This window comes from Kineosporia corallincola, from assembly GCF_018499875.1.
Lineage (GTDB): Bacteria > Actinomycetota > Actinomycetes > Actinomycetales > Kineosporiaceae > Kineosporia > Kineosporia corallincola.
This window is the reverse complement of sequence record NZ_JAHBAY010000004.1, coordinates 46189-62752: the sequence shown is the minus strand read 5'-3', so window position 1 is coordinate 62752 and position 16564 is coordinate 46189. Positions and strand designations below refer to the sequence as shown.

The following is a 16564-nucleotide window of genomic DNA, read 5'->3' as shown; positions in this document are numbered from 1 at the left end:
CGATCACGACGGACACGACCGTGCCATCACGATCCGAGGAAGCAATCGCCAGGTCAGACGAGGCGACCGCGAGGATCCAGAGCCTCGCCGCGGTCGCGCGCGCCCTCGGGCTGTCCGTACGCCTCGACCAGATGCTGGAGCTTGCCGCCGAGTCCGCCCTCGACGCCCTGGGAGCGAGCAGCATCTCGATCAGCCGCCTCCAGCCCGGCACGAGCACCCTCCAGACCCTGATCAACGTCGGTGACCTGGCCCCCGACGAGGTGCGCTGGCCGACCGACGAGACCTACCACTTCGACGACTACCCCCAGGCCCGGCAGGTGCTGTCCGAGCTCCAGACCCTGGTCACCGAGGTGGAAGACCCGCTGAGCGACCCGCACGAGGTGGCCCTGCTGCGCCGCCTCGACAAACGCACGGCCCTCGCGGCCCCGCTGATCGTCGACGGACAGCTGTGGGGCGAGTTCTACGCCACCCGCGACTACCGGCTCGACCGGTTCGCGGTGCTCGACCTCGCCTACACCGAGGCGCTCTGCGCGATCCTGGCGGGCGCGCTGTCCCGGGCCATCCATTTCGAGGCCCTCGAACAGCTCGCCTTCCGTGACCCGCTCACCGGCCTGGCGAACCGGCGGGCTCTCGACGACGCGGCGTCGGTGGCTCTCCAGTACCGCTCACCGCGCCCCGACGTGGCGGGTCATCTCGCCGAGGTCCTCCCCGACCAGGACGGGCGGGCGCGTCACCGGTCGGTGATCGAGGCCGCGTCGAGGCGGGTCTCCGCGGTGGCCGTCGACGTCAACGGCCTGAAACGGGTCAACGACACGACCGGGCACGCGGCGGGCGACCAGTTGCTCACTTCGGTGGCACGCCTACTCGTGCAGCACTTCTCACCGCTGATCGGCAGCCTGATCGCGCGGGTCGGAGGCGACGAGTTCGTGGTGCTGGTGCCGAATCACTCGGTGCCCGCGGTGCTCGCCTGCTCCGACGCGTTCTGCGCCGCCGCGTCCGGGTTGCCGGCCGGCGCCGGTGTGTCGTGCGGGGTGGCCAGCACCACCCAGGCCTGGCCCCACCTGGACGCTACGGACCTGTTCCGCGCCGCCGACCAGGCTCAGTACGAGGCCAAACGGCTCAGGAGCCGCACCGCCGTACTCTCCACGTCGCCGATCGAGAGCTGAGACTCAGGCGACGGGCAGTGCGGCGGGCCGCCCGCAGATGAACCCCTGCCCGAACCCGACCCCGAGCGACCGCAGGGTCTGGAGCTCGCTGTCGGTCTCGATGCCCTCGGCCACCAGCGACACCTTGGCCTCGGCGGCGAACGCCACCAGGCTGCGGGTCAGCGCGAGCCGCATCGGGTCCTGATCGATGCCGCGGACCAGCTCGATGTCGAGCTTGATCACGGAGGGCCGCAGCTTGAGCAGGTGCGCGAAGTTGGCGAACCCGGCCCCGGCGTCGTCGACGACGATCTCGACCCCGGCGCGGCGCAGGTGCGCCAGCGGTTCGGTGAGTAGGCCGTAGTCACGCACCTGGGTGTGCTCGGTGATCTCCACGCTGAGCGGGTAGTGCGCGTGGTGCAGCAGCAGTTCGACCACGCTCGGCGTCATCAGGGCCTCGGCCGAGAGGTTGACGCTGAGCCGCCCCCCGGCCGGCATCACGGGCAGTTGCTCGAGGGCCGAGCGCATCGTGAGCAGTTCCAGCTGGACCCCCAGCCCGGCCCGGGTTGCCGCCTCGAAAGCATGTGCGGGAGTGGGAAATCCGGGGTCGTCGAACCTCGCCAGCGCCTCGTAACCGACCACGGCGCCGTGGGCCAGGTCGACGATCGGCTGGTAGACCATGCGGAACCGGCCGCCGTCGAGCGCCTCGTGGATGCGCCCCTGCTCGCCGATGTGGGCGCGGCGCATCTGCTCCCCCACCACCTCGGCCAGCAGGGCGAGGAACTGGGGGGCCCGCTCGTCGAGCCCGGGCGTGCTGCTGCCGCTGGCACAGACCAGCAGCGCGCCCGTTCCGATCGGGGCGGCGGCGTAGGAACCCACACCGTTGCGCCGGGTCGAGAGCAGGTCACGGCTGACCGGGTGCCAGAGCGTGTCGGCCAGGTGCTCGGGCAGGGTGCCCGCCAGGATGTGCTGGGCGTAGGTGCCCTCCAGCGGGACACGCCGGTCGAGCAGGAAACTCAGTGTGGTCTGCCCGCAGTCGACCGCCCGCAGAGCAACGTGATCTTCGAGAACCTCCACCAGGGCCGCGAACTCCATGCCCAGATGCACCCGGGCCAGCCGTAGCAGACGCCGGATATCGAGGTCTTCACCGGAAACTCGCGGCCGCGGAAACGACGGCGCGGATGCCGTCTCGGTGCTTTCCACAGTTTCGCCCCATCCCGGCACATCGGCGCGCTGATCGTCGACCCAGCATGATTTTACGGGAGCAAACATGACCGACCCAGGCGAAGCTTTTCAGCCGTGCTCGGTCAATCGGATTGCGCGCCGGACCCGTGACAGGATTTCTCGCCGAATCCTGCCATAAAGCACCAACCACCCCACCTGTAACAAGTGTGATTTATACCACTGAACGAACCCCAGAACCAACCGTCGTCACTCCTGGTTCACCGGGTATAGACCCTTCGCACAATTCTCAGGTGCGTAGTAGGCCTCCAGCGCCTCAAGGCTCTGGCCGGTGTTGCTCGCCCGGTGGTTGAGCTGCGCCCGCGAGGGCAGGGCCTCCGGGTCCCAGGTGTTCGGCTTCCACAGGTCCGAGCGCATGAACGCCTTGGCGCAGTGGAAGAAGACCTCGTCGATCGAGACCACCAGCGCCAGCACCGGCCGGTGCCCCTTCACCACCATCTCCTCGAAGAACGGCGCGTCGCTGACGATCCGGGCGTGCCCGTTGACGCGCAGCGTGTCGGTGCGGCCGGGAATCACGAACAGCATGCCGACCTGGGGGTTGCGCAGAATGTTGAGATAGCCGTCGACACGCCGGTTCCCGGCCCGTTCGGGCATCGCGATCGTGGTGTCGTCGAGCACATGGACGAACCCCGCGGGGTCCCCCTTCGGCGAGACGTCGCACGACCCGTCGTCGGCAGCGGTCCCGAGCAGCAGAAAGGGCGAGGCCGCGAGCCAGTCACGATGCGTCTGGTCCAGCCGCGCACGCACCTTGTTCGCCGCCAGGGGCATCGGTTCCCCGACGAGTGCCCGCAGCTCGGCCTCCGTGGTGATCTCGGCCATCGTCTCCGCCGGCATCCGGCACACCTCCGCATCGGCCCGGTTCCGGGCCGCCGGGTCGGCCGGGCGGTCAAGCCCCACCGCGAACCCTGCCGGGTGCGGGCGCGGCTGGCAATGGTGTTTCGGGTGTGGGGGCAGTGCCGGTCGGGTGGGTGGTTCCCCTCAAATTTTGGACGACGAGGAGCTCCGGCCCGCCACACCTGCCCTCGTCTCCGGAAGATTGTCGGTGGCCACCCCTACGCTTGCGAACAGATCGGCACCGTGATCGTTGACCGAGGGGATCGTCAGCATGAGCGAGGTCAGGACCGCGAGAGACACTCTCGCGGTGGAGGGGCACGAGGCACACGAACTGGAGCAGTTCCGCACCGAACTCACGGCCTACGCCTACCGGATGCTGGGCTCCGCGTTCGAGGCCGAAGACGCCGTTCAGGAGGCGATGATCCGGGCCTGGCGCGGACTCGACCGGTTCGAGGGCCGCTCGGCTCTGCGCTCCTGGATGTACCGCATCACCACCAACGTCTGCCTCGACATGCTGAAAGGCCGCGAGCGCCGGGCTCTTCCGATGGACCTCGGGCCCTCCCAGAAGACCGCCGAGGTGGTGCTGGGCGAACCGCTCGGCGAGGCCACCTGGATCCAGCCGATCCCGGACGGCCGGGTCCTCGAGGGCACCACCGATCCGGCCGAGGCCGCGGTCCGGCGGGAGACCGTCCAGCTGGCCTTCATCGCGTTGCTCCAGAATCTGCCTCCCCGTCAGCGGGTGGTGCTCATCCTGCGTGAGGTGCTCCAGTGGCGCGCCTCCGAGGTCGCCGAACTGCTCGACACCTCCGTGGCCTCGGTCAACAGCGCCCTGCAACGGGCCCGAGCCACCCTCGCCACCGACGGCAGCACGCCGGAGGAGGCGATGGCCAGGGCCACCGCGGGCGCCCGGGCGGGTTCCCTCGCCGACGGGTCCGCCGAGGGCGAGTCGGCCGCCCTCTTGCAGCGCTATCTGGAGGTTTTCGAGAACTACGACATGGAGGGCCTGGTCGCGCTGCTGCACGAAGACGCGACCATGTCGATGCCGCCGCTCGACCTCTGGCTGAGCGGTCCGCAAGAGATCGTCGCCTGGATGACCGGTCCCGGCCACGAGTGCAGGGGTTCCCGGCTGGTGCCCACCTCCGCCAACGGCATGCCGGCCTTCGGGCAGTACCGGGTCGCTGCCGACGGGGGCTGGTCGCCGTGGAGCCTCCAGGTGCTCCAGGTGGTTCATGGCCAGATCACCGAGATGACAACCTTTCTCAGCACACCCATGTTGTTCCCCTACTTCGGTCTTCCGGATCGGCTGCACGAGTGAGCTCTTCGCTCGACGGGGCCGCGAGTGAGCTCTACGCGGTCGAACCGGGCCGGTTCACCGCCGAGCGCACCCGCCTCGCGGGTGACGCCCGCGCGGCCGGTGACGCCGACGCAGCCCGAGCCATCGGCGAGCTGCGACGGCCCACCACCTCGGCCTGGCTGGTCAACCAGCTGGCCCGGGGTGAACAGGGCTCCGCGGGCGAGATGGAGCGGCTCGAGCAACTGGGCGGGCAGCTCCGTCAGGCGCAGGCCGTGCTCGACGCGCCTCGTATGCGTGAGCTCACCCGGCAGCGGCATCAGCTCGTCACGGCACTGGTTGGCCGGGCCGACGAAGTGGCTGCCGCAGCCGGGCAGAGGGTGAGCGCGGCCGTCCGTCGCGAGCTGGAAGACACGCTCGGGGCGGCTGTCGCCGACGAGCAGGCGTCGATGGCGGTGATGTCCGGTCGTCTCACCCGGGCGCTCACCTACGCGGGGTTCGGCGAGGTCGACATCACCGAGGCCACGGCCACCCCGCTGCGACCCCGGCGCACCACCAAACTCGCCGACGTGAAGCTCGACGAGTCAGGCGCCGACGGGCCGAAGGAAGCGGCGAGGCCAGCGAGAAGGTCATCAGCCAGGTCATTGGCACGGCCGGCGAAAGATCAGGCGGCACAGCCGGTGCGGAGGTCAGCAGCACGGCTGGTGGAAAGGCCGTCGGCACAGCCGACAGCGAGCTCGGCAGCCGATCACCGGACCCAGACACAGGCCGACCAGGAACAACAGGCCGACGAGAAACAGCGAGCCGGGCAACTGGTCGAGCAGAAGCGCGCCGAGCTGACCGAGGCGGAGCACGAGCTCCGGCAGAAGCGGCAGAAGCACGACGACGCCCGGTCGGAACAGGCGCAGCTCCAGGCCCGGCTGGACGAGCTCCAGGCAGAGGTGGTGTCGGTCCGGCGCCGACTCGACACGGGTGATCGGCAGGTCGCGCAGGCCGAACGTGAGCTCCGCCGGCACGAGAGACACCTGAAAGACACGTCCAAGGAACTGAAACGGGCCGAGGCGACGCTGGCCCGCCTCGACCCGGCCTGAATCCCGACCTGAATCCCGACCTGAGGCCCGACCTGAGGCCCGGCCGCCCGAAGATGCGCCGACCCTGCTCAGGAGCAGAGTGGCCACCGAACGGAAGAGAACACGGAGCAGCAAGGGAGCAGCCGACATGTCCGTCACGGCATTCCAGGACCTTCCTCTGGCCGATCGCGACCGGGAGTGGAACGGTTCCGCCGCCGAGAAGCGCGTGCGCCAGTGGGCCGACGCCACCGACGAACCGAACGAGAAATACCGCAACACCCACGTCTGGTACGACAGCGAGAAGAAGCAGAACTTCACGGCCTACAAGCTGCTCATCGCCGACGTGGTCGACGGCAAGCTGGTCGCCGTGCCGCGCGGCGTCATGGCAGCGGGGGCCATCATGCAGGGCAGCCACGGCGGAATCGACATGCCCGCCCACGACATCGACCGGGCGAAGAGCCATCTCGCCAAGTACTACGCCAAGATGGACGACACGCCGCCGTGGGAACGCTGACCGTCTCAGGCCGTCAGCAGCACACCGGCCACCACCAGGGCCACCGCGACCAGGGTGAGGCGGAAGGCCACCGGACCGCCGGGCCGTCCGAGGCGGCGACGACCCCGTCCGCCGCCCGGGACCCCGACGCGCCCGACGGCTCCCACCAGTCCCAGAAGCGCCCCCGCGACCAGCAGAACCACGGCGAGAATCGTTCGGAAGAAACCGATTCCGTCCGTGGCCGCCACTCCCGTCAGCAACCAGGCGGCGCCCAGCGCGATCAGCACCGCCATGACCGTCAGCGAGCGGGTGGGCCCGATCCTCTGGGGCAGCCCTCTCACGCCGGTGAGCGCGTCGGCCTCGGTGTCGCCCACCGTGTTGGCGAAATGCGCTCCCGCTCCGAGCAGGGCAGCAGCCCCGACGGTCGACGTCGCGGGCCACTCGCCGGTCACCGCCAGCGAGGCGATGACCGGCACCAGACCGAAGGAGAGCAGGTACGGAACTGGGCTGAGCCGCGTGCTTTTCAGCCCGGCGTTGTATCCGACGGCACCGAGGACGGCGATGAGGTGGTACAGCCCTGCGTCGTCCTCAAGCCGGGTCGAGAGCACCACCGCCGCGGCTGCCGCGAGACAGGCAGCCGCGGCAACGGTTCCGGCCCCCACCCGTCCGGCGCTGATCGGCTTCTCCTCGCGCTGCGCGGCCAGGTCTCGATCGGCGTCGAGAGCGTCGTTGGACCACCCCACACACAACTGTCCCGCGAACACCGCCGCCCCGACCGGCAGGGCGGGCCCGAAAGCGTCCATGATCAGACCGTTCTGGACGGCGACCGCATACGCCGTGGCGAACACCGTCACCGCGACCGCCGGCACCGGATGACTGGCCTGGATCAGCCCCAGCACCGCACGTCCCACCAGATCACCGCTTCCGCGAGAAGGTTCACCGACTCCTCCCGATTCAACCTGATCCGGCCGCCTCACGTACTGTCGGCGTCGTGCCCGTCAAGCTGCTGATCATCTCCGACACCCACCTGCCCAAGCGTGGTCACGACCTGCCCGCCGAGGTGTGGGCCGCGGTGGCGGAGGCCGACGTCGTGTTCCATGCCGGCGACTGGGTGGCCGAGTCCCTGCTCGACCGGCTGGAGAGCCGGGCGAAGCGGGTGGTCGGGGTGTGGGGCAACAACGACGGTCCGGGGCTGCGCAGGCGGCTGCCTGAGATCGCGCGGGTGGAGCTGGAGGGGGTCCGGTTCGCCATGACCCACGAGACCGGGTCCAGGGACGGTCGCGAGAAGCGCTGCGACAAGGCCTACCCCGACACCGATGTGCTGGTGTTCGGGCACAGCCACATCCCGTGGGACACCACCACACCGAATGGCATGCGGCTGCTGAACCCCGGTTCCCCCACCGACAGGCGCAAGCAGCCCGACCACACCTACCTGACCGCGACGGCGCACGACGGCGAGCTGCACGACGTGGTGCTTCGCCGGATGCCGCCCCGGCAGTAGGGCCTTAGCCTCACGGGCATGGCTGACCTGCGGATCGGCATCTCCGGCTGGCGGTACCCGCCGTGGCGGGGCACCTTCTACCCGAAGGGCCTGCCCCAGACCCGGGAGCTGGAACACGCCGCCTCCCGGCTGAACTCGATCGAGATCAACGGATCCTTCTACTCGCTCCAGCGCCCCTCGAGCTACCGGCAGTGGGCCGCGCAGACGCCGGACGACTTCGTGTTCTCGGTCAAGGGCTCCCGCTTCATCACGCACATGAAGCGCCTGAACGACATCGACACCCCGCTGGCCACCTTCTTCGCCAGCGGCCTGCTCGCCCTGGGCCCGAAGCTCGGCCCGGTGCTCTGGCAGCTCCCGCCCACCATGCCCTACGACGGCGCGTTGATCGAGCGGTTTCTGAACAGCCTGCCCACCTCCACCCAGCAGGCTGCCGATCTGGCCGGCAGGCATGACGAGCGGCTGGCGGCCGACCGCGTGCTCACCGAGACGGACGCCGACCGGCCGGTCCGCCACGCCTTCGAGGTGCGCCACCCCAGCTTCGCCGACCCGGCCTTCGTGCAACAGCTGCGAGAGCACGACGCGGCCCTGGTGGTGGCCGACTCGGCCGGGAAGTTCCCGGTGCTGGAAGACGTCACAGCCGGCTTCGTCTACGTGCGGCTGCACGGCGACCAGGAGCTCTACGTGAGCGGGTACGACGCGGCCGGCCTGGACCGCTGGGCCGAGCGCGTGCGCCGGTGGCGTTCGGGAGAGATCCGCAGGACACCGGACACCATCGCCACCCTGCCCACCAGCCGGGCCGGACGGGACGTGTTCGTCTACTTCGACAACGACGCCAAGGTGCATGCGCCGTACGACGCCATGGCCCTGGCGGAGCGGCTGGGTCAGGGCTGAGCGGGCGGCCTCGACCGCAGGGCCGCGCTCGCGTGGACCGAATCCGCGTGTTCCGGTGGGACTCATGAAGAACCACTGACCAAAGCAGAACAGGCCAGGTCCGAAGACCTGGCCTGCGCCTGAGGTGGGCCATCAGGGACTTGAACCCCGAACCCGCTGATTAAGAGTCAGCTGCTCTGCCAATTGAGCTAATGACCCTCGGCTGCTCGGTGCCTTGCGGCCCCTCGCTGCGTTGAAAACATTACCAGGCACCAACCCGAACTACGAAACCGGTAACCCCGCCCGCCGCGTGACAGCTGGCACACTGCGCCGAAACCGCCATGCGGACAGGCAAAGGCACCGGATCAGGACGGGGGCAGCACGTACTTCTTGGCGGCGGCGCGAGCGGTCTCGCTGTCCGGGCCCGGGTGCGGCACGAAGAGCACCTCCCGGTAGTACTTCAGCTCCTCGATGCTCTCCCGGATGTCCGCGAGGGCCCGGTGACCGCCGTTCTTGGACGGCGAGGCGAAATACACCCGGGGGTACCAGCGCCGGGCGAGCTCCTTGATCGAGGAGACGTCGACGATCCGGTAGTGCAGGTGCTGCTCGAGCTCGACCATGTCGCGGGCCAGGAACGCCCGGTCGGTCCCGACCGAGTTGCCGGCCAGCGGCGCCTTGCGTGGGTCGGGCACCCAGGTCTTGATGTACTCGAGCACGCGCTCCTGGGCCTCCTGGAGCGTGATGCCCTTGTCGAGCTCCTCCAGCAGGCCCGATGTGGTGTGCATGGTGCGCACCACGTCGACCATGGTGTCCACCACGCCGTCCGGGGGCCGGATGACGACGTCGACGCCTTCACCGAGCACGTTGAGCTGGGAGTCGGTGACCAGCGCCGCGACCTCGATGAGGGCGTCCTTCCCCAGATCGAGGCCGGTCATCTCGCAGTCGATCCAGACGATGCGGTCCTGCGAACGTTCGCTGTTCTCCGATGTCACGGCCGGTACTCTACGCTTCGAGCCGTTCGGCGGGTGAAGGATGAACCGCCGGGTACGTCGCGCCGCTAATCTCGGTGCCGTGAGCGCGCCGTTCCCCATGCCTGCCGACCAGCCACTGACGGCGCCCCGTCGTCCCCGGATGCGCACGACGCTGCTCTGGGTCGCGGTGATCATCGTCCTCGTCGCCTCCGGCCTGCTCACCGTTCTCGCCATCACCCGCGAGACCGGTGTGATGGGCCTGGTGACCGGCTCGGTGCTGGCCGCCGTCCCGGTCTTCCCGGTGATCGCGACCTTCCTCTGGCTGGACCGCTACGAGGCCGAGCCCCCGTCCCTGCTGGCCCTCACCTTCGCCTGGGGCGCCGGCGTGTCCACGTTCGGCGCTCTGGTGATCAACACCGCCTCGCTGATCGCGATCCACAACGCGGGCCGGGACATGACCTACACCGCCGTGTTCGTGGCACCGTTCGTCGAGGAGGCGTTCAAGGGCCTGGCCGTGGTGCTCATCCTGCTGATGCGCCGCCGGGAGTTCGACGGCGTGGTCGACGGCATCGTCTACGCGGGCATGGCCGGCATCGGCTTCGCCTACGTGGAGAACGTGCTCTACCTGGGCCGCACCCTGGCCGACACCGGCGGCGGCGGAACGGTCTTCGTGTTCCTGCTGCGCTGCGTGGTATCGCCGTTCGCGCACCCGCTGTTCACCGCCGCGATCGGCGTCGGCATCGGGGTGGCGGTGCGGGCCCGCAACCCGCTGCTGAAGGTCGGGGCCCCGGTCCTCGGCTACCTGGTGGCCGTTGCGCTGCACGGCATCTGGAACTGGTCGGCCTCGTCCGGCATGGCCGGTTTCGCCGCCGCCTACGTGGCGCTCCAGCTGCCCGTGTTCATCGCCTTCATCTCGCTGGCCCTGCTCGCCCGGGGCCGGGAGGGCAAGCTGGTGGCCCAGCATCTCGACATCTACGGACGCACCGGCTGGCTCACCCAGGCCGAGGTGGCGATGCTGGCCTCCCTGCCCGCCCGGCGGGAGGCCCGGGACTGGGCCCAGCGCACCGGCGGGGCGGAAGCCCGCCGGGCCATGCGCGAGTTCCAGGAGCTGGGCAGCGAACTGGCCTTCCTGCGCGAGCGAATGGCCCGGGGCACCGCGTCCGCGGATGCCCCCACCACGGAGTACGCGATGCTCGCCACGCTCTCCAGGCTGCGGGCCCGGTTCCTGCCGGGCTTCACCCAGGCCTGACCCGGGCCCTGCGAGGCACCTCCGGGCTCAGCCCAGAAGGTGGTCGAAGTCCCCGTCCTTGGCCCCGAGGATCATCGCCTCGATCTCGGGACGCGTGTACACCAGGGCCGGGCCGCCGGGGAACCGCGAGTTCCGCACGGCCACCTGGCCGTCTTCGAGCGCCGCCATCTCGACGCACTGGCCCTGCGAGTTGCTGCGGGCGGACTTCTTCCACTCCGCCGTGATCAGCTCTGCCGGCATCCCGTTGTGAAAGTGCGACATCTCGACCTCCGAATGTGGGCAGACGGCATCCATGTCAGGTCGCTGAGACCTTGGGCTGTCCTTCTGCACGTTCTACTGCGCGTGCATTTGCGCGGGCAGCGGGGCAGTTCAGGACTATACGGGCAGGTCGGCGCACCTGACCAGAGGGATTTACACGCTCCGCTCACGTCTCGCCACAGCGAGTCAGTGCGGGTTGTGCACGCAAGAGTGTTTCCACCCGGAATCGGACCCAAGTAGGGTCTACCGACGCCTTTCAGCGCGGATTGATTAGGCCTGCGCCAGAATCTTCTGAAGAGTGCGCCGGGTCATGTCCGGCGGTTGGCTGTCGACCGTGAGCCGTTCCATGGTCTGCGCGTAGCGCTCCACGTGATCCGGCTTGTCCAGGTAGTGCGCGCTGGTCAGGTGCTCGACATAGACCGTGTCGGGCAGCTCCGGCTCGGGGAAGCGCAGGATGGTGAAGGCGCCGGCCTCGCCGACGTGCCCGCCGAACCGGAACGGCATCACCTGCAAGGTCACGTTCGGCAACGTCATCAGGTCGAGCAGGTGCTCGATCTGCTCGCGCATCACCTTGGCCCCACCGATCGGCCGGTGCAGCGTGGCCTCGTCGATGACGGCCCAGAAATGCGGCGGATCGTCGCGCCGCAGGATGCCCTGGCGCTTCACCCGGAAGTTCACCCGGCGCTCCACCTCGGCCACCGCGGCGGTCGGCGCACCGGCACTGACCACGGCCCGCGCGTACGCCTCCGTCTGGAGAAGGCCCGGCAGCAGCTGGATCTCGTAACTGCGGATCAGGCTGGCGGCTTCCTCGAGGCCGACGAACGTCTCGAACCAGTTCGGGAGAACGTCGTCATAGCTGTGCCACCAGCCGGGGGCGTTGGCCTCGCGCGCCAGGGCCACCAGGGCCTCACGCTGCGCCTCGTCCTCGACGCCGTAGTACTCCAGCAGATCGGCGATGTCGCGGTCCTTGAATCCGACGCGGCCGAGCTCCAGACGGCTTATCTTGGATTCGGACGCGCGGATGCGGTAGCCCGCTGCCTCACGGGTCAGGTTCTTCGACTCCCGCAGACGTCGCAGCTGGGCGCCCACCAGAATGCGCCGGACCGTCGGTCCACCCGGCGTCGTCACAGTGTGTGCACCTCACATGATGTCAAAGAGGATCCGATCGCCGATGAGCGTGGCTCTTCGTATCCATTGCCGCGACCCCGTGCCAGTGTGCCATCTCTCCGAGCTCAAGTCCTAGCGGAAGCCACTTTCAGTCAATTTCGGGCGACTCGCATATTTGCTCTTGATGCACGTGCATCCGCACGAACCAATCGGATACTCTCGAGATGCACGTGCATTTGGCGGTAGCGTTTGCACCGGCACAACGCGTGGCTCAGGGAGACCGGTCCGGCGAACGGCCGAGCCTCCCCGGGGTCGGGAACGAGGTATGGGGCCTGTCGTGGTGATTGCACAGCCGCAGTCCGTGGACGTCTCGCCGTCCACCAAACAGGGTGCTGCCGAGAACGACGTCGTGCTCGAGGCCGGGTCGGCGACCTGCCTCCTGCCTTCGACACCGCACGCCGTCCCGCTCGGCCGGGCCATGGTCAGGCGTGGCCTCACCCACCTCGGCGCCGAGTCGATGGCCGATGACATCGCCTTGGTCGCCACCGAGCTCCTGGCCAACGCACTGGCGCACGGCGTACGTGACGCCGCCTCCCGGGAGTCCGCGTCGGACGAGCTGCACCGCCGTCGCACCGACGGTGTGCGGATCAGCCTGAAGAGCAGCGGTGCCCACGTCGTCCTCTCGGTGACCGACCCCAGCCCCACACCCCCGGTGCGCCGCCCCCGTGACCTGGCCGCCGGCGGCGGCCGCGGACTGCAACTGGTCGAGTCGCTGAGCCTTTGCTGGGGCTGGACGCTGCTCGACGAGCAGGACGGGCAGCGGCAGCCGGGCAAGTCGGTGTGGGCCATGTTCTCCAAGGTGGCCGCCGAGAAGCCGGCCCCACAGATCAGCATCCAGGGCGCGGCCTGAGCCGCACCACGCTCAGCCCCCCAACGCCCACCCCCACGACACGCGACCGCGCGGCACTCAGCCGATGCGGGCGACCCCACCGAGAATGCGGATCGGCAGCGGCCCCTGGTCGCTGCGCCAGCGGGTGACGTCGGTCAGGCCCGGCTCGATCAGCTGCTTGCCGTCGAACAACTGCTCCACCTGCGCACCGGTGCGGGCCACGAACGGCGTGGCCGAGGCCTCGTAGACCTGTTCCAGACGCTCGACCAGAGCCGGCTGCATCCCGTCGGAGCAGACCACGGAGATCGCGATGTAGCTGCCGGCGGGCAGCAGCCTGGCGTACTGCTCGACCACCTTCACCGCCATCTCACGGCGCACGAAGTGCAGCACCGCGACGAGCAACAGCGCCACCGGGCGGTCCAGGTCGAGATGGGCGCGCAGCCGCGGGTCGTCGAGGATCGCATGCGGCCGCCGCATGTCGTGATCCAGCGAGAGCACGCCCGGCTGCGGCTCTCGCAGCGCCCGGTTGTAGGTCATCACGATCGGGTCGTTGTCGACGTAGACCACCTTCGCCGACGGCTGCGCCTTCTGCGCCACCTCGTGCACGTTCGGCGAGGTCGGGATTCCGGAGCCGAGATCGATGAACTGGTCCACGCCCAGTGTGGCCAGGGCCTCGACAGCCCGTACCAGAAAGCCCCGGTTGGCATGGGCGCAGGCCTGGAAGTCGGGCAGGATCTGGCCCACCTCGTGCACGGCCCGGCGGTCGACCTCGTAGTTGTCCTTGCCGCCGATCGCGTAGTCGTACATCCGCGCGGCACTGGGCCGGGAGGTGTCGATCTCCGGGGGGATCCAGTCCTCGTCGGAGTCCGTCCACGACCAGTCGACCTCGATCGAGTCGGCCTGCGGGTCGTGCGGCTGGGTCGTCATCGTCGGCGTGCTCCCGTTCGATCCGCCAGGACCCGACAAACCTAATAGCCGGTACACACGCACATGAATGGTGGAAACCCCTGAGTACCTACTCTAAAGCCGCGGTTCGGTCCCGCCGCGCGGGTGCGAGCGGGCCGGTACTAGGCTGACGGCGTGATCACCGCGATCGTGATGCTCCAAGCCAGGCCGGACCGGATTCCCGAGGTCGCGACGACGGTCGCCGCCATCGAGGGGGTGCGCGAGGTGTACTCGGTGACCGGTGACGTCGACCTGGTCGCCATCGTGCGCGTCGAGCAGCAGGACGCCCTGGCCGACATCATCGCCGACCATCTGGGCAAGGTCGAGGGTGTCGTGTCCACGCGCACCTACCTGGCTTTCCGCACCTATGCGCCCGACGCCGTGGACGACGCTCTGACCTCGGGCTTCGAGAGCTGAACCGGCCGCTGCGCCCAGCGGCAGCAATTCCGGCATACCGGACACGCTCGCTCGCCTTAGCCTGGCCGGGTGGGTGAGGTGTCGGCGTTGCGGGACCGGGTCGAGGGCATCGTGCGGTCCTGGCACGCCTATGAGCTCAGCCGTGGCGCGCAGGCGGTGATCGACTACGACTGCGCCCCCGACCGTCGGCCGGTGCCGGCGGCGCGCAGTCGCCTGGACGTGTATCAGCAGCTCACCCGGTGCGCCGGAAAGGCGGCCGAGATCGGCGCCGGGGCGCGGGACATCAGGGATGCGGTGCGCGCGCACCGGGCCTACGCGGGCGCTCTGCTCGGGCGGCGCGATCCGCTGCACACCTATCTGCGTGACACCCAGGGCTGCGACGCCACGGACCGGCCCGAGGAGCACATCCAGAGCGTGCGGGACCGGGCCGTGCGGGCCGTGGAGGAGCTCGGGATCGGCTGGGGCCCGGACCTGAACCGGCAGCTGCTGAAGTCTGAGGAACCACTCACCCCGGAGGAGGCGGCCGAGCAGATCCCGGTGATCGCCCGGGAGCTGGAGCCGAGGACCCGTGCGCTGGTGGGCACCCGCGCCCCCTGCACGGTGCGGGTCGAGATGGTGGACGTCGAGGACTACTGGGGCTACTGGCTGGACGGCGCCGGGAGCCAGGCCCGGCTGCGCTTCAACCGGCGGCACTCCTCGTTCACCGTCGTGCAGGTGCGCCAGTTCGCGATGCACGAGCTGCTCGGCCATGCCTTGCAGTCGGCCTCGTACGCCCAGGTGTGCGCGGACGACCCGGACGTGCCCTGGCTGCGGCTGCTGTCGGTGAACCTGCCCTACCAGATGATGCTGGAAGGGCTGGCCCAGACCCTGCCCTTGTTTCTGGCCCCCGACGACGCCCCGCTGATCGCCCGGCTGCGACTGACCCACTACCTGCAACTGGTGCGCGCGGAGCTGCATCTGGCCGTGAACTCCGGAATTCCGTTGATGGAGTGCGCGAATCACGCCCGGGCCCGGGTGCCCTGGTGGACGAACGCCACGATCAGCGACGTGCTGTCGGAACGCGGCGCCGATCCGCTGCTGCGTTCGTACCTGTGGGCCTACCCGGCCGGCGTGGACTGGTGGGTGGCACTGGCCGACACCGCCGACGACGAAACCCGGAACCGCGTGCTGCGCAAGGCCTACCAGCGGCCGCTCACCCCGGCCCAGCTGGACGAGCTGGTCACGCGTCCGGATTGAAGAACCGGACCGAGTACCGATGGGTGACCTTCTTCTTGGTCAGCGCGGTGTCGGTGGCGTTCCAGACCCGGATGCCCGAGACCGTGACGTCGATGCGGCGGCCCTTCGCCCCCGTGGGGAGAGCGAGATCACCGATCTCCCAGACCAGTCCGGGTGAACCGTAGTCGGGTGCGCCGTGCTCGACCGGCCGGTGCAGCACGACCTTGAGCCGGGTGCCCTTCGCCGTGCGGACCGCGACCCTGGCCGCGGAGAAGTCGGCGTGGTCGTTGGACGAACTCAGCGACCAGCGGCCGCCGGGCTCCAGCTCGTTGGGGAAATAGCCTGGCGTGGGCCAGGAAACCCATTTCGGGGCCTTGACCTGGACCCGGGCGCTCGGGATGACCCGCAGGGCACTGGCACCGCTGGTGACGCCACTGCCCATGGTCTTCACGTAGGGGTACAGCAGCCACCGCCGATGGCCGGCCGCCTTGTTGCCGGGCCCGGGATCGTCCATGTATTCGAGGATCGACTCCGCACCGGTGCAGCCCAGACAGAGGTTGGAACGGCCCGCCGCCTCGGCCCCGGCCTTGCTCCAGCAGTTCCACGAGCGCGGCGGGAAGTGGCTGAGCGAGCTCTCGGCGTCCATGATCAGCGCCGCTTTCTGCGCCCCGGCCGACAGTTTCGCGTCGAACGTGATCGGGGCCAGCCCGCTCATCGCCCGGAAGAAGTTGACCGCCTTCAGGGTGGCGCGCTGTGTGGCGACCGACGGTCTGCCGGACCGGCAGTGCGCGACCGACCCGTCCCACTTCACCTTCACCGCCAGCGCGGGGCGCAGCCGTTTGAGCACAGCACGGCGCACGGCCGCCCGGTCACCGGTGTCGATCGGCTGGTACGCCGCACTTCGAACCGTGGACGACGACGATCCCGTGACCTGCCCGGCGCGGGCCGGAACCCCCACGGCCATCAGCACAACGGCGAGAGCCATGGCCCAGCACGCCTGACGCTTCATCAGATTCCCCCGAAACCCTGAGTGCGTTCGGGGCACACTCTAACCGCGCGGTCCGACAGTC

18 protein-coding genes and 1 tRNA gene are annotated in these 16564 nt (G+C 69.4%); 10 read left to right on the top strand and 9 right to left on the bottom strand.

The genetic code is table 11. From position 1 onward, the window contains the following. Positions 1 to 20 precede the first annotated feature (20 nt). Entirely contained in the window at positions 21 to 1166 is a 1146-nt protein-coding gene (locus KIH74_RS10495) for a GGDEF domain-containing protein (RefSeq protein ID WP_214155654.1), read from the top strand. A 3-nt stretch (positions 1167 to 1169) separates the two neighbouring features. On the opposite strand, the gene KIH74_RS38490 is transcribed toward KIH74_RS10495, so the two are convergent. Together KIH74_RS38490 and KIH74_RS10485 are read right to left on the bottom strand one after the other, a co-directional pair. Further along, a complete protein-coding gene (locus tag KIH74_RS38490; RefSeq protein WP_214155653.1) occupies positions 1170 to 2345 on the bottom strand; it encodes an EAL domain-containing protein in 1176 nt (391 codons plus the stop codon). Between the two features lie 228 nt (positions 2346 to 2573). Beyond that, complete coding sequence (locus KIH74_RS10485; protein ID WP_214155652.1) at positions 2574 to 3218, bottom strand: pyridoxamine 5'-phosphate oxidase family protein; 645 nt, start codon at positions 3216 to 3218, stop codon at positions 2574 to 2576. A 271-nt stretch (positions 3219 to 3489) separates the two neighbouring features. Here KIH74_RS10485 and KIH74_RS10480 point away from each other — a divergent pair, with 271 nt between their 5' ends. The 3 genes from KIH74_RS10480 to KIH74_RS10470 all read left to right on the top strand — a co-directional run bounded on the left by KIH74_RS10480 (position 3490) and on the right by KIH74_RS10470 (position 6093). Next, positions 3490 to 4533, top strand: coding sequence for a sigma-70 family RNA polymerase sigma factor (locus KIH74_RS10480; RefSeq protein ID WP_214155651.1), 1044 nt, complete (start codon positions 3490 to 3492; stop codon positions 4531 to 4533). Continuing rightward, a complete protein-coding gene (locus KIH74_RS10475) occupies positions 4530 to 5600 on the top strand; it encodes a hypothetical protein (protein ID WP_214155650.1) in 1071 nt (356 codons plus the stop codon). The genes KIH74_RS10480 and KIH74_RS10475 overlap by 4 nt, the downstream gene beginning before the upstream one ends. Positions 5601 to 5727: 127 nt before the next feature. After that, complete coding sequence (locus KIH74_RS10470; RefSeq protein ID WP_214155649.1) at positions 5728 to 6093, top strand: hypothetical protein; 366 nt, start codon at positions 5728 to 5730, stop codon at positions 6091 to 6093. A gap of 5 nt (positions 6094 to 6098) precedes the next feature. On the opposite strand, the gene KIH74_RS10465 is transcribed toward KIH74_RS10470, so the two are convergent. Then, on the bottom strand, positions 6099 to 6983 hold the full coding sequence (locus KIH74_RS10465; protein WP_214155648.1) for a UbiA family prenyltransferase: 885 nt from the start codon (positions 6981 to 6983) through the stop codon (positions 6099 to 6101). Positions 6984 to 7063: 80 nt separating this feature from the next. Between KIH74_RS10465 and KIH74_RS10460 the strand changes: the two genes are divergently transcribed. Next, positions 7064 to 7573: a metallophosphoesterase family protein gene (locus KIH74_RS10460; RefSeq protein WP_214155647.1), complete on the top strand. Its 510-nt coding sequence runs from the start codon at positions 7064 to 7066 to the stop codon at positions 7571 to 7573. Between the two features lie 18 nt (positions 7574 to 7591). Then, positions 7592 to 8464 carry a DUF72 domain-containing protein gene (locus tag KIH74_RS10455; protein ID WP_214155646.1) on the top strand — a complete coding sequence of 291 codons (873 nt, stop codon included), beginning with the start codon at positions 7592 to 7594 and terminating at the stop codon, positions 8462 to 8464. 125 nt (positions 8465 to 8589) lie between these two features. Here KIH74_RS10455 and KIH74_RS10450 read toward each other — a convergent pair. Together KIH74_RS10450 and orn are read right to left on the bottom strand one after the other, a co-directional pair. Then, a tRNA-Lys gene (locus KIH74_RS10450) sits at positions 8590 to 8662 on the bottom strand. A 146-nt stretch (positions 8663 to 8808) separates the two neighbouring features. Further along, complete coding sequence (gene orn, locus KIH74_RS10445) at positions 8809 to 9435, bottom strand: oligoribonuclease (protein WP_308113709.1); 627 nt, start codon at positions 9433 to 9435, stop codon at positions 8809 to 8811. Between the two features lie 79 nt (positions 9436 to 9514). Between orn and KIH74_RS10440 the strand changes: the two genes are divergently transcribed. Continuing rightward, the gene (locus KIH74_RS10440; protein WP_308113708.1) at positions 9515 to 10663 is read left to right on the top strand and encodes a PrsW family intramembrane metalloprotease; all 1149 of its coding nucleotides are present in this window, start codon (positions 9515 to 9517) and stop codon (positions 10661 to 10663) included. A gap of 27 nt (positions 10664 to 10690) precedes the next feature. On the opposite strand, the gene KIH74_RS10435 is transcribed toward KIH74_RS10440, so the two are convergent. After that, entirely contained in the window at positions 10691 to 10924 is a 234-nt protein-coding gene (locus KIH74_RS10435) for a DUF397 domain-containing protein (RefSeq protein ID WP_214155644.1), read from the bottom strand. Positions 10925 to 11191: 267 nt separating this feature from the next. Further along, the gene (locus KIH74_RS10430; protein ID WP_214155643.1) at positions 11192 to 12049 is read right to left on the bottom strand and encodes a Sco1979 family transcriptional regulator; all 858 of its coding nucleotides are present in this window, start codon (positions 12047 to 12049) and stop codon (positions 11192 to 11194) included. A gap of 316 nt (positions 12050 to 12365) precedes the next feature. Here KIH74_RS10430 and KIH74_RS10425 point away from each other — a divergent pair, with 316 nt between their 5' ends. Then, positions 12366 to 12938, top strand: a complete 573-nt coding sequence (locus KIH74_RS10425; RefSeq protein WP_214155642.1) for an ATP-binding protein — start codon at positions 12366 to 12368, stop codon at positions 12936 to 12938. A gap of 57 nt (positions 12939 to 12995) precedes the next feature. Here the strand turns inward: KIH74_RS10425 and KIH74_RS10420 are convergent, their stop codons facing one another. Beyond that, entirely contained in the window at positions 12996 to 13844 is an 849-nt protein-coding gene (locus KIH74_RS10420; RefSeq protein ID WP_214155641.1) for an SAM-dependent methyltransferase, read from the bottom strand. A 153-nt stretch (positions 13845 to 13997) separates the two neighbouring features. On the opposite strand from KIH74_RS10420, the gene KIH74_RS10415 reads away from it, so the two are divergent. Continuing rightward, positions 13998 to 14279: an Lrp/AsnC family transcriptional regulator gene (locus tag KIH74_RS10415; protein WP_214155640.1), complete on the top strand. Its 282-nt coding sequence runs from the start codon at positions 13998 to 14000 to the stop codon at positions 14277 to 14279. 69 nt (positions 14280 to 14348) lie between these two features. Beyond that, positions 14349 to 15515 (top strand): hypothetical protein, encoded by a 1167-nt coding sequence (locus tag KIH74_RS10410; RefSeq protein ID WP_214155639.1) that lies wholly within the window; start codon positions 14349 to 14351, stop codon positions 15513 to 15515. Here the strand turns inward: KIH74_RS10410 and KIH74_RS10405 are convergent. Continuing rightward, positions 15499 to 16479, bottom strand: a complete 981-nt coding sequence (locus KIH74_RS10405; protein WP_214155638.1) for a CAP domain-containing protein — start codon at positions 16477 to 16479, stop codon at positions 15499 to 15501. The genes KIH74_RS10410 and KIH74_RS10405 overlap by 17 nt on opposite strands. Positions 16480 to 16564: the final 85 nt, after the last annotated feature.